Below are 12,558 nucleotides of genomic sequence, written 5' to 3'. Positions count from 1 at the left end.
CCCCCCCCACCCCCCCCCCCCCCGCGCGCCCCGCCGGGCCCCGCGGGGGGCGCGGCCGCGCGCGGGGGGCCCTCCCCGCCCCCGGACCGGGGAGCCCCCGCCCCCGCCCGAGCTCGGGGCGGAGGCGGGGCCTTCCGCGTCGGGTCCTCGGCCCACCGACAGCCCCTTTCGCGGAGACTTCTCTAAAGTATACTTATAGGATGACAGCGACGACGCTCTCACTGGTCGGCAGGATCGCCTGGCAGGCCCGGACCCGACCGTCGGCCACCGCCCTCATCGACGATGCGGGCAGCGTCGGCTTCGCCGAACTGTGGGAGGTCGCGCAGCAGGTCGCGGGCGCGTTGCGAGTAGCGGGCCTCCGACCGGGAGACCGGGTCGCACTGGCCCTGCGACCCTCCGCGGGGTACGTCGCACTCGTCCTCGGGGCCATGGCCGGAGGGCAGGTGCCGGTGCCGGTCAACACCCGGCTGACCCCGCCCGAGGTGGCCGGATTTCTCGAGCCCCTCGATCCCGCGCTCGTGCTCGCAGATCCCGCGCACGCCGATCTCGCGGCCGCCCCGGGCAGGCCTTTCCGGATCCTGGAGCGGGCCGAGGAGCCAGGCCCGCTCGCCGCCCGCGTCGAACCGGTGCGCGGCGCTCTGCACCACCACCCGTCGGCCGGCGACGCGCCCGCGATCGCCTTCCCCACGGGCGGGACCACGGGCCTGCCGAAGGGGGCGGTGTACACCCACGAGCGGCTGTGGCTGTTCGCGAACTCCGCCGCGGCGGCCCGTCCCGCTGTGTCCGCCTGGGACCCGCCCGGAACTCACCAGGAGCTGTACTTCAGCCCCTTCTTCCACGTGTCGCTCTGCACCGGCCTGCTCACCACGCTGTTCAGCGGCGGCACCGTCCGGATCATGCCGGCGTTCGATACGGGCGGCGCCCTGGCTCACATAGCAGCGGGCGCGACCCAGCTGATGGGTTCGCCGACGATGTTCGTCGCGCTCCGCACTCATCCCGACTTCACGCGGACGGACCGCTCGGGCGTCGAGCTGGTGATCTTCGGATCCACGCACGCCACCCCGGAATTCGTCGACCGGCTGCGCGAGGACTACCCGAACGCCCGGCTGCGGTACGGCTTCGGCGCCACCGAGTACGGCCCGGTCGCCGCGATGACCCACGAGGACATGCTGGCCGGCCGACTGTCCGGGGTCGGGCGTGCCTACCCGGACGCGGACATCCGCATCCTCGATCCGGAGGGCCGCGAGCTCGGCGTCGGCGAGGTCGGCGAGATCACGGTTCGCTGCGCATGGCACGCTGTGGCCTACTGGGGACGTCCAGAAGAGTCCGCCGCCACCTTCACCCCCGACGGCGTGCGGCTCGGCGACCTGGGCCACCTCGACGCCGACGGCTGGCTCACGATGGACGGGCGACTGAAGGAGATGATCATCTCCGGCGGCGAGAACGTGTTCCCCGCGGAAGTGGAGAGCGCCCTCGACGGACATCCGGCGGTCGCCGAGATCTGCGTGTACGGCGCGGCGGACGAGTACTGGGGCGAGCGCGTCGAGGCGGCCGTCGTGCTGCGGCCCGGTGCCCGGTTGGAGCTCGAGGAGCTCCGGGCGCACGGACGGAACCGACTCGCCTCGTACAAGCTGCCGAAGGCGCTGCGGATCGTCGACGCGCTGCCGATCACCCCCAACAACAAGCCGGACCGTCGAGCCTTGCGCGCGGCCGCCCAGGTCGTTGCTTGACCTGCGTGAAAGCTCCCACTGAGTATACTGTATGAGGCTGCGGTGGAGGAGAATGCCCTCATGCACACCGAGTCAGGGATCGCGCGACAGTTGTCAACGGCGCTGCCCGACGCCCATGCCCGGATGCTCGCCCGGGAGTTCGCAGCCGCGCCGGTCGAGGGCGGGGTGGGCGTGGTCCCGACGCTGCTCGAGCACGGCCGGGTGGCCCTCGAGGTCTCGAGCGTGCCCGGGCCCGGGCTCCTCCCCCGGCTCGCCATCGCCGTCGACATCGCCATCGGCGTGGCCGTCCACCGGGGCACCCCCGAACCGAGCGCGGGCCCGACGCTGGAGCTCCGGCTCGACATGCTCGCCGAGCCGGCCGCCTCCAGCGTCAGGCTCCGGCTCGAGGGCGAGTACCTCAGCCACTCCGGAGGCGCCGGGACGGCGCGGGTGACGGTCCAGGACACCACCGGGGCCGCCGTGGCGCACGCAGTGGGGACCATGGTGGTCGAGGCCCCCGTTGCGGACCGCGACGCACGGCTCACCCGCTTCGTCGACATCCCACCGCTCGACGCCGACCGGCTCGTCGCCGACGTCTTCGCAGCGCCCGGCGACGTACGGACGGTCCGGCTCCCCGTCCATGCCTCGCTCTCCAACCTGCGCGGCTCGGTGCACGGCGGGGTCGTCCTCGCCCTCGGCGGCCTCGCCCAGGAGCGCGCGGTCGGAGGCCCGAACCGGATCCGGTCCACCACCGTGGACTACCTGCGCCCCCTACCGACCCAGGGCACGGTCGAGTGCCGGACGGAGACAGTCCGCAGTGGGCGGCGCTTCCGCACCCTGCGCAGCGAGCTCCTGCTCCCCGACGGCCGCATTGGCGCGATCGTCACCACGACCCGCGAGCTCCTGTAGGGGCGCGTCCGACGGATCCGGCCGCCCGGGGCCGCCACGACCGCGAAAGCCCGACACACGAGCGCACCCGGCCGACGGAGACCGACGGCCGGGTGCGGTGTCCTCCGTTGCTACCGAGCGGCGCCACGCTCCCGGAGCCCCGCGATGGTGTCCGCGGGGGTCCCGACCGCGGCCAGGAGTTCGTCGGTGTGCTCGCCGAGCAGCGGTGCGTGCCGGTGCGCGACCGGGGCCGCGCCCTCCACCCGGACGAGGCGGGCGAGCTCACGCACGGTCCCGCGCGTCGGGTGGGCGGAGACGCCGACCCTGCCGGTCTGGTGGTTGTGCTCGTCCTTCAGGAACGCTGCGTCGTTCTTCGGAACGGGCACGGCTGCGGGCACACCCGCGTTGCGCAGCTCGGTGAGCAGTGCCTCCGTGGGTCGGAGGGCGATCGCGTCCGCAAGGTCGCCGGCCAGCGCGAAATCGTTCTCCGCGCGGTCGGCGGTCGTGGCGTAGCGCGGATCGCCCAGCAGATCGATCCCGAGGACCTTCTGCAGGCCGTCGAGCCGGTCCTCGCCGACCGAAAGGCAGATCCACCCGTCGGCGGTCTCGTAGAGCCGGTCCAGCGCCCCGATGCCGAACTCCAGGGTGTCCAGCTTCCCGGCTCCGAGCACGGTGCCGTCCGCCTGCCGGACGATGTGCGCGACGTGCGTCATCGTCGCGTTGAGCTGCGGGTGCTCGAGGTACTGGCCTTTCCCGGAACGCCTGCGGTGCAGCAGCCCCATCAGCATCCCCACGGCCCCGACGAGCCCGTTGCCAGGGTCCTCGTTGCCGACCGGGAACAGTGGCTCGTTGAAGAGGCCGGCCACCTCGAAGTTGACCCCGACGTATCCGGAGACCAACGGCGCGAAGCTCTGCCGCTGGATCGACGGACCGGACGATCCCCATCCCGGCGAGTAGGCATAGACGACCTCGGGGTTGACGGCCTTGACGTCTTCGTAGCCGAGGCCCATCCGCTCGGCCGCCCCCGGGCGGAGGTTGTGCTGTACCACGTCCGCCCATGCCGCGAGGCGCAGGGCCGCCGCCCGCGCGTCCGGATCCTTGGTGTTCAGCGCGATGGCCCGCTTGTTGGCCTGCGCCGAGCCGAACGGCCGGTCCAGCCCGCGCAGCTGGTCCCCGACCGGCGGTTCCAGCTTCACCACGTCCGCACCCAGGTCGGCCAGCAGCCGGGAGCCGTACGGCCCGGCGTAGAAGGCGCCGAAGTCCAGCACCTTCACCCCCGCCAGCAGCGGGCGGTCCGGCTGCGGGTCCGGGTTGGGCACCGACCATGCCTCGGCCGACCGCCACGCAGGTACATCGACGACCGCGGCCGGAACCGGGTCCGCATGCGGGGTCAGGGCGAACCGGGCTGGGGGCGCGACCTGCTCAACGCTGCCCAACATCGGATCGTCGATCCGCAGGACCATCCGGTTGTGGATCGCTTGCGGGGAGTCGAACACCTCGCCGGGACGGAGCTCCGGGATGGCGCACACGTCCGCGGTCTCCAGCGCCTCGAGCCACGCCGCGCGTGGACGGGTCTTGAAGATGGCGGGGACGTCCTCGGCGAGGATGCGCGCCTGCTCGGGGCTGAGCGGGTGGGCGGGCTCGGGCGGCGGGACCGGTGGAAAGTGCTCGGACAGTCCGAGCACCTCCATCAGCCTCCCGAAGGCGCCGACGGCGCCGGTGTGCACCCCGAGGTACTCCCCGTCCCCGCACTCCAGGGCCTGGGACAGCAGCCTGCGCGTCCCGGCCCCCTGCCAACCCTTGCTGACCTCGTCGACCGCCCAGAGCATCGACAGGTACGACAACGCACCGTCGAACAATGAAGTCTCCACCGTGCGGCCGAGCCCGTCCTCGTCACGCCGGTGGAGCGCGCCGAGCGTGCCGACGACGGCGAGGTAGGCCGCACCGATCCCGGCGAACGGCAGGCCCTCGTAGATGGGACCCTCGCGCACTCCGACCTGCTCCCCCATCGTGCCCACCAGGGCGTGGACGAGGGACTCGTGGCCCGCGACGCCGGCATACCGGTCGTCCGGACCGAACCCGCTGATGGTGCAGGCGACCAGGCGCGGGTGTCGCCCCACGATCTGGGCGGAGCCGAGGCCGAAGCGCTCCGGCACCCCGGCCGACCAGCTCGTGACGAACACGTCCGCCCCGTCCAGCAGGGACTCGACGGTCGCGCGCCCCGCCTCCTCGCGGAGGTCGAGGCGGACGATCCGCTTGCCCCGGTTGAACACGGAGTACTCGACGGCGAGGGCCTCGGCGTACCGGTCCCCCGTCGGCGGTTCGATCCGGATCACGTCCGCGCCGTAGTCCGCCAGCAGCCCGGCGGCGCGCGGGCCCGCCGTACCGGTGGTCCAGTCGACGACCCGCAGGCCGTCCAGTGGCCCAGCCATCGTCCGACCCCCTCTCAGATGATCTTCTCGGCGGCGAGCTCGTCGAGCTCGGCCTCCGCGATCCCGACCTCGGCCAGGATCTCGCGGGTGTGCTCGCCCAGCCGCGGGGCGGGATGCCGGACCCGATACGGCTGACCCGCCACCTTCCCGGCCTCGCCGATGTAGGTGAACGCGCCGAATGCGGGATGCTCGCCCTCGTGGATCACGCCGCGGGTCCGCAGGTGCGGGTCCTCGGCGGCCTCGTTGATGGACCGGTACGCGGGCCCCATCGGGATGTCCCGCTCGGCGGCCAAGGCCACCCAGTCCGCCAGGTTCCGCGAGGCGAAGATCTTCTCGAGCTCCGCGTACTCCTTCTCGGGGTCGTTGCCCCACCCGACCGGGCCGCCGCTGTTCGGGTCGCCCCCCACGAGATCCGGCCGGTCGACGGCGAGGCAGAAGTTCCGCCAGAACTTCGGCTCGATCCCGCAGAACAGGACGACCTTGCCGTCCTTGGTCTCGTAGAACTCGTACCGGGAGCCCTTGGCCTGCCCGTCCTTGCCGCTGGCCGGCATCGTGCGCGTGTCGGCGATGCGGTGGTAGTTCAGGGCGTAGGTCGCCGCGATCCAGCCCTGCGCGATGACGCCGTCCGGACCGGCCACGTCGATGAACGCGCCCTCCCCGGTTGTCGCCCGCTGGGTCAGCGCCGCGACGGCATGCAGGGCGGCGTGCACCGCGCCCGCAGCCGTGCCGTCGCCGCCCGTCTCCAGGCCCCGCATCGGGGCGTCCGACTCCACCGGCACGAGGCGGCCGTTCGCGCCGCGTGCGGTGGGGTTGGCGCCCGCCAGGGCGTTCATCATCTGCCCGTGGGTCGGGATGGCGGCATAGGGACCGTCCGCCCCGTAGCCGGTGTACTGGCAGTAGATGATGTCCGCCTTGCGCTCGCGCTGCGCCTCGTAGCCGACACCGAGCTTGTCCATCGCGCCCGCGATGTTGCCGTCGACGAAGATGTCCGCCGTGGCGAGCAGCTTCCAGAACGCCTCCTTGCCCCGCTCGTCCCGCAGGTCGAGCGTGACACTGCGCTTCTGCCGGTTGACCTGCACGTGCGCCGGCGAGTGGTGGGGGACGATCTGGCCGAGGAAGTCCCTCAGGTAGTCCCCCTGGAACGGGCTCTCGATCTTGATCACGTCCGCGCCGAGGTCACCCAGGATGGCCCCGACGGTGTCGCCGTTGAAAAGGGTGGCGGACTCGATCACCCGCACACCCTTGAGCAGATCGCTCACGCGGCCCCTGCCTTCTCGTCCTTCTTCGGCCAGTTGTAGAGCTTGCGCGCGTTCGCGTTGGTGACCAGATCGATCTCGTGGTCGGTGAGGTCCGCGGTCAACCGCTTCATCACGTCCTGCGAGTGCGGCCACATTGTCTCGACGTGCGGGAAGTCCGACTCCCACAGGATCCGGTCGACGCCGATGTGGTCCCGCAGCTTGAGGCCGACGCTGTCGTCGACGAAGGCGCCGTACATGTTGCGCTTGAACAGCTCGGAGGGCTTCAGGTCGTCCAGTCCCGACCACATACGGTGCCGCTCCCACATGCGGTCGCAGCGCTCGAGCTGCGCGGGGATCCAGCCCAGGCCGCCCTCGGAGAACACCATCTGCAGGTTCGGGAACTTCCGCAGGACCGGAGCCTCCAGCATGCCCACCATGCCGATCGCGGCGCTGGCCTGCGCCAGCATGATCGTCACGTGGAAGGGTGCGTCCTTGGCCGGGCTCTGCATGGTGCCGCTGGTCCCGATGTGCATGTTGCAGGCCAGGCCGGTCTCCTCCAGCGCCTGCCACACCGGGTCCCAGTGGTCGGTGAAGTAGGACGGCAGACCCAGCGGATCCGGGGTCTCCGGGAAGGTGATGCAGCGGGCGCCGCGCGCGGCCATGCGGCGGATCTCGTCCGCCCCCTTCTGCGGGTCCCAGAGCTGGGTGATGATCATCGGGATGTAGAGGTCCGGCGCGGCGGCGCACCACTCGTCGATCAGCCAGTCGTTGTAGGCCTTGACGCAGAGGTCGGCCATCTCCTTGTCCTGGAAGCCCAGGAACAGGGTGCCCGCGAACCGCGGGAGAGTCGGGAAGCAGACGGTCCCGACGACGCCGTCCAGCCGCATGTCCTCGGCCCGGGCCACCGGGTCCCAGCAGCCCTGGATCATGTCGGAGTAGCGGACCGGGTCCATGTCCCACTCCTCCTGCGGCCGCCCGGCGACCGCGTTGAGGCCCATGGTGTCGACCCGGTTGCCCTCGTAGTACCAGAACTCGCGCCCCTCCTCCTCGACCACGTGCGGGCACTGGTCGTGGTACTTGCTGGGGAGGCGGTCGACCCAGACGCGGGGCGGCTCGATGATGTGGTCGTCGACGCTGATCAGTTCGTACTGCACGGGTGTCCTCCTTGTCACCGTGGGTGCCGGCGAATGTGATCGGCCACCGGCGGGCCTACGCCTGTCGAGGCGGACTCAGTACCTCGGCTCGCGGCGCGCGACGATCCGGTCGATCGCCGACTCCAGGGCGACGACGCGGCTCTGCACCGCCTGCAGTCGGGCGCGGTCCGCGCCGCCGTCCGCCCCCACGAGCTTCTCCTCCTCGGCGCGTAGCTCCTCGATCTCGTCGAAGAACCGCGCCGCGGCCTCCTGATGCGTCAGGAGGTCCATGTCCTCCGCCACCGGGTCGTGTTCCGGGCGGCTTCCCTCGGGCCACAGCTGGGACGTCGTCATCCCCTGCCTCCGTTCTCCGTCGGGCACCATCGCCCGTCGTGCGGCCTGGTCTCGAGCGGGCTAGGGACGCCCCGTTCAAGGTGCACTCAACCTAAAACAGGATATGTTTGGAGTGCAAGGGGTCACACCGACTTCGTGGCGTCGATCGAGGAGCGAAGACTCAGCGGCCCGCCCTGATCCGTCGGTCGAGCCACTCCACGGTCGAGGCGAAGTGGTCAGGGGCCGCGCGGTCCATCGTCAGGTCGTGCCCGGCGCCCGGCACGACCTGCACCTCGACCTGCGCCTCCGGCGACCACAGCGCCCGCTCCGACTCGACCTGGGCCGTTCCGCACCTGACGGCACAGAACGGCAGGTCACGCTCACCCACGGCGACGAGCGCAGGCACCGTGAGCATGCCGATCCCTGCTGCCACCAGAGCGGCGTAGTTCGGCAGCCCTGGTCCCAGCTCGGCGAGCGTCGACGTGCTCTTGGTCTGCTCGTCGAGGGAGACGGCGGCGAGTTCGGCCGTATCGGAGTGGAACGCCGTGCGACGCATTCCGGCCGGCGTCGTCGTGTAGCCGAAGGGCGCGCGACCGCGCCACCGGGCGTCGAGCTCCACAGGGACCTGCGTGGAGACCAGCGCCGCGGGCAGGCCCACCGGATTCGGGGTGTGCAGGAACCCGGTCACCACGACCCCGTCGACGTCGCGGTGCCGGACGGCCTCGTCCAGCATGATCAGCGAACCGAGGGAGTGGCCCGCGGTGACGACCCGGGCGTGCGGTCCGATCGTGCCGCTCCCTCGCCGCGCGGTTCCGACGAGCTGCGACAGCACGCTGGAGTGCGCCTCCAGGGTCACCTCCGCGGCCGGCGGGCGGTCGCTCTCCCCCGTCCCGGTGCGGTCGTAGAGCAGGACGGCGTACCCGGCCGCCACCATGGCCCGCGTCCACGAGTAGGCGTCCGGGCGGTACCCGACGTCCCAGTAGTCGTGGTCGTAGGTGGTGCCGGGCACCGGAACGAGGACCGTCTGCGCAGACTCGCCGCGGTCCCGGCACAGCCACGTCGCGACGAAGGACTCCCGACCGGTGGGCCGGCGGACCGGCACCCGCTGTGCGGCGCACGGCAGGTCGTCGCCGGCATCGCGACGTCCGGAGGAAGGGCGGCCACCGGCGGCCCGGCGGATGCCGGTACGGCGGTCAACGCCAGTGCCGCCGCGCAACTCACGACGATGCTCCCGGCCCGGATCAGAAGTCGACGAAGAGTACTTCGAGTGCACATGGCGTTCCCCTCGACGATGAGCGAGACCGCGCAGTTCTAGTACACTCAATGATATCTGGATCCCACGTTCTCCCGCGCAGCTGGCGACGTTCGCCCGTTCGTGCTCCCGGTCGCGTGAACAGTGGCAGCGCATCGCACCCGACACTCGTCGTCGAAGGCGAGCACCCGCAGGTGGTAGGCCCGCGCCACACGATGGAGGCTGATGTCGTGGCCGCTCGCGGCCTGCTCGAAGGCCTCGACCCAGGGCGCCGCCGCGAAGGAGGCCGCCGCACGCGCCAGGACCTCGGGTCCGGCGCAGGACGACGCCTCGTGGGCGGCGAGGACGTACTGCACCGGCACACGTACCCGGGGCGCGATCGACGGGAAGGCCGTCGGGTAGTCGCGGGCGTCCACGAACTCCTCGACCGGGACCGGCGCCTGGTTTCGCAGGTCGCGCTCGAGGGCCTCCGGATCGAACGAACCGTCCGGGCCGTAGAACATCATCCGAACCGCCTCGGCCGGATGAGCGGGCAGGTGGGCACCGTCGAGAGGATGCGCAGCCATGCCGACGCGCATGTACTCCGGGTACTCGACGGGCAGGCCGGAGACACTTACACCGGCGAGGGGGAGACCCGGGTGGTCGGCCGCGATCTGCAGAGCGGTGATCGCCCCCAGCGAGTGCCCGACCAGTGTCACCCCCACCGATCCGTCCTCGGCCCCGAGCTCACGGACCAGGCCGGCGAGGAGCTCGGCCTGCCAGGCGACCGCACCGCGTCCCCTCGGCGGTGTCATGGAGTCCCCATAGCCGGGGCGGTCGACCGCCACCACCCGCCGGCCGAGCCGGGCGCCGAGCCGGAGCAGGGAGCCGTCCGCGTCGCCGCCGTAGGAATCCCAGTAGCCTGCCCGGTAGCCGCCACCGGGCAGGGCAAGGACGGTCCCTCGCACCTCCCCGTCGTCGGGACGAGCCTCGAGGCCCGCGAGGGAGCCTCCGTCGATCACGAAGGTGCGACTCTGCACCGACATGGATCAGTCTCCTCTGGATAGGATCATCGGTCAGGTCTGCGGCGGGTGGCCCGCCTCGGTGGCGAGGTCGCGGTGCAGACCGCGCGCGTGCGCGATCCAGGCCTCGTAGTCCTTGCCCTTGAGGGCGAACTCGTCCGCGACGAAGGAGTGGGTGACCGCCATGAAGCGATCCGCCTCCACGGCGTCGAGCATGATCCGGGCGGCCTCCTCGGGGGTGACCGCGGTCTCCAGCGCGTCGCGCGCGTAGGCACTGCGCTCGGCTCCCCTGAGCAGCATCGGAGTGACCATGCCCTTGGGACAGAAGCAGGTGACACCGATGCCGCGATCGCCGTAGGTCATCGCCAGCCACTCCGCCACCGACAACTGCGCCGACTTCGTGACCGCGTAGGGCATGTAGAGCGGGTTGGTCGTCAACGCGTTCGCCGACGCAGTGGACACCAGATGACCGCGCCCGCGCTCCAGCATGCCGGGAAGCAGGATCCGCGCCGCGTACACGTTGGACAACACGTTGACCCGCCACGCCGCGTTCCAGTGCTCGTCCGGGACGAACGGCCCCTCCAGACCTCCGCCGACGCCGGCGTTCGAGACGAAGACGTCGATCGGCCCGGCCTGCTCGACGGCGGCACGCAACTGGGCCTCGTCCGCCACGTCGCACCGCAGAGCATGGCCATTGACCTCGGCCGCGACCGCCTCCGCCGCGGGGAGGTCCCGGTCGAGGACCACCACGCTGACCGCTCCCCGCTCCTGTGCCGCGCGACAGGTCGCCGCGCCCAGTCCGCTACCTCCGCCCGTCACTGCGACGACGGTGCCCGCAAGCTCCACCCCGACCTCCTGTGTGTCGAGCGCCGCAGTGCGGCGCGGGCCGCTTCGCCGGTGGTGACGGTGCCCCACCGAGCTGAGCAATGTCAAGCAATGAGGACACTCTTGAGGCGCTGCCGTCCCCACAGGCGTGCACCTCGGCCCGATTCAGGATCCCGCCGCGCCGCATCCGTCCGAACGGCCGCTCGTGCAGTTCCGCCTCGTATACTCAATGCACGCGAACGGGAGGAGTGCGAGGTGACCGCAGAGGCCGGGGTCTCCGTGCCGTCGACGGTTGACGCACCCGACGTCAACAGCCGGGGCAAGCCGCACGAGGTCAAGCTGGCCCGGCGAGTGGCGCGGCGGCTGGAGCAGGACCTGCTCGCGGCCGACCTCCCCGTCGGGTCCATCTTCGCGTCCGAGACGGAACTCCGGGAGCGGTACGGGGTCAGTCGGGCGGTGCTGCGCGAGGCGATCCGGCTCGTCGAACACCACGGTCTCGCGGTGATGCGCCGGGGTCCCTACGGTGGGCTGGTCGTGCAGGCGCCGGATGCCCGTCCGCTTACCAACGCCGTCGTCGTGTACCTGGAGTACGTCGGCACGACCGTCGAGGACCTCCTCGCCGTCCGCGCGCTGCTCGAGCCGCTGGCGGCCCGACTGGCCGCACAGAACCTCACGGAGGAACACATCCAGGCTCTGCGGGAGGCCCTGGCCGAGGAGCGCTCCCACGGAGAGCTGGCGCCGGCGATGCGGGACCTGCTGCACGTCCTCGTCGGCCGGATCGGTGGCAACCGGGTCCTCGCCCTGTTCATCGACGTGCTCGTGCAACTCACCGAGCGCTACGCCGCGATCCCGCCGCCTCCCGACGAGGAGGGCAAGCGGGAATTGAGCGCGGCGTCCGACCACGCGCACGAGCGCATCACGGACGCGATCATCGCCGGGAACGCGATGCTCGCGGAGCACCGGACCATCCGCCATCTCGACGCGATGCGGGACTGGTTGCTGTCCACGCGGCAGGAGCCCATCCGCCACCGCCCGGCGGCCTCGCGGGCGGAGACCCCCGTGGGCACGGGCAAGGAGAAGCTCGCGGAGGCGGTGGCGCGCAAGCTGATGGCCGACATCGCCGACAGCGGGATCGAGGTCGGGGAGATCTACGGCTCCGAGCCCGAACTCCAGGCGCGCTTCGACGTGAGCCGCTCGGCATTCCGCGAGGCCATCCGGTTGCTGGAGTATCACTCCGTGGCGCGGATGCGGCGCGGCCCCTACGGCGGCCTCGTGATCACGCGCCCGGACCCGTCGGCGAGCGTCGAGGCGATGGCGGTGTACCTCGAGTACGAGCGCGTGGACGCGGACGAGCTACGGGCCGTTCGTGACGTCATCGAGCTCGGCGCCCTGGAGATGCTGGGTGCGCGGTCCGAGCCGGAGCTCGCCGAGCGGCTCCGGGCCGCGCACCAGGTCCAGCCCGACACCCCGCGGGAGGAGGTCGCCGGGCTGTCGCACGACTTCCACATCCAGCTCGCCGAGCTGACCGGCAACCCGGTCCTGGCGCTGTTCCTCCGCATCCTGCTCGCCGTGTGGGACCGGCACTCGACCAGCCCCAGTACCCAGCCGGCGGACAAGGGCGAGGCGGCCGCAACGGTCACACACGTGCACGACCGCATCCTGGACGCGGTCCTCGCCGGCGACCTGCCGCTGGCCCGCCACCGCATGCACCGCCACCTCGAGGCCCTCGACGCCTGGTGGCAGTGAG

10 protein-coding genes are annotated in these 12,558 nt (G+C 71.7%); 3 read left to right on the top strand and 7 right to left on the bottom strand.

The window, feature by feature from the left end; translation table 11 throughout:
• Positions 1-200: 200 nt before the first annotated feature.
• Both AB0B41_RS30010 and AB0B41_RS30005 read left to right on the top strand, forming a co-directional pair.
• On the top strand, positions 201-1,730 hold the full coding sequence (locus AB0B41_RS30010) for a class I adenylate-forming enzyme family protein (protein ID WP_358209239.1): 1,530 nt from the start codon (positions 201-203) through the stop codon (positions 1,728-1,730).
• Between the two features lie 60 nt (positions 1,731-1,790).
• The gene (locus AB0B41_RS30005) at positions 1,791-2,618 is read left to right on the top strand and encodes an acyl-CoA thioesterase domain-containing protein (protein WP_358209237.1); all 828 of its coding nucleotides are present in this window, start codon (positions 1,791-1,793) and stop codon (positions 2,616-2,618) included.
• A gap of 110 nt (positions 2,619-2,728) precedes the next feature.
• Here AB0B41_RS30005 and AB0B41_RS30000 read toward each other — a convergent pair whose 3' ends face one another.
• From AB0B41_RS30000 to AB0B41_RS29970, 7 genes are all read right to left on the bottom strand, one after another.
• On the bottom strand, positions 2,729-5,029 hold the full coding sequence (locus tag AB0B41_RS30000) for a CoA transferase (RefSeq protein ID WP_358209235.1): 2,301 nt from the start codon (positions 5,027-5,029) through the stop codon (positions 2,729-2,731).
• Between the two features lie 14 nt (positions 5,030-5,043).
• A complete protein-coding gene (locus tag AB0B41_RS29995; RefSeq protein ID WP_358209233.1) occupies positions 5,044-6,288 on the bottom strand; it encodes a CaiB/BaiF CoA-transferase family protein in 1,245 nt (414 codons plus the stop codon).
• A complete protein-coding gene (locus AB0B41_RS29990; RefSeq protein ID WP_358209231.1) occupies positions 6,285-7,421 on the bottom strand; it encodes an amidohydrolase family protein in 1,137 nt (378 codons plus the stop codon). The genes AB0B41_RS29995 and AB0B41_RS29990 overlap by 4 nt, the downstream gene beginning before the upstream one ends.
• Positions 7,422-7,496: 75 nt before the next feature.
• Positions 7,497-7,754, bottom strand: a complete 258-nt coding sequence (locus tag AB0B41_RS29985; RefSeq protein ID WP_358209229.1) for a hypothetical protein — start codon at positions 7,752-7,754, stop codon at positions 7,497-7,499.
• Positions 7,755-7,914: 160 nt separating this feature from the next.
• A complete protein-coding gene (locus AB0B41_RS29980) occupies positions 7,915-8,742 on the bottom strand; it encodes an alpha/beta fold hydrolase (RefSeq protein ID WP_358209227.1) in 828 nt (275 codons plus the stop codon).
• A gap of 311 nt (positions 8,743-9,053) precedes the next feature.
• Entirely contained in the window at positions 9,054-10,010 is a 957-nt protein-coding gene (locus AB0B41_RS29975; protein WP_358209225.1) for an alpha/beta fold hydrolase, read from the bottom strand.
• Positions 10,011-10,040: 30 nt separating this feature from the next.
• The gene (locus tag AB0B41_RS29970) at positions 10,041-10,805 is read right to left on the bottom strand and encodes an SDR family oxidoreductase (protein WP_358209223.1); all 765 of its coding nucleotides are present in this window, start codon (positions 10,803-10,805) and stop codon (positions 10,041-10,043) included.
• 261 nt (positions 10,806-11,066) lie between these two features.
• Between AB0B41_RS29970 and AB0B41_RS29965 the strand changes: the two genes are divergently transcribed.
• A complete protein-coding gene (locus AB0B41_RS29965) occupies positions 11,067-12,557 on the top strand; it encodes an FCD domain-containing protein (RefSeq protein ID WP_358209221.1) in 1,491 nt (496 codons plus the stop codon).
• Position 12,558 lies beyond the last annotated feature (1 nt).

The organism is Pseudonocardia sp. NPDC049154, from assembly GCF_040648315.1.
Lineage (GTDB): Bacteria > Actinomycetota > Actinomycetes > Mycobacteriales > Pseudonocardiaceae > Pseudonocardia.
This window is presented reverse-complemented; position numbering and strand designations above follow the sequence as displayed.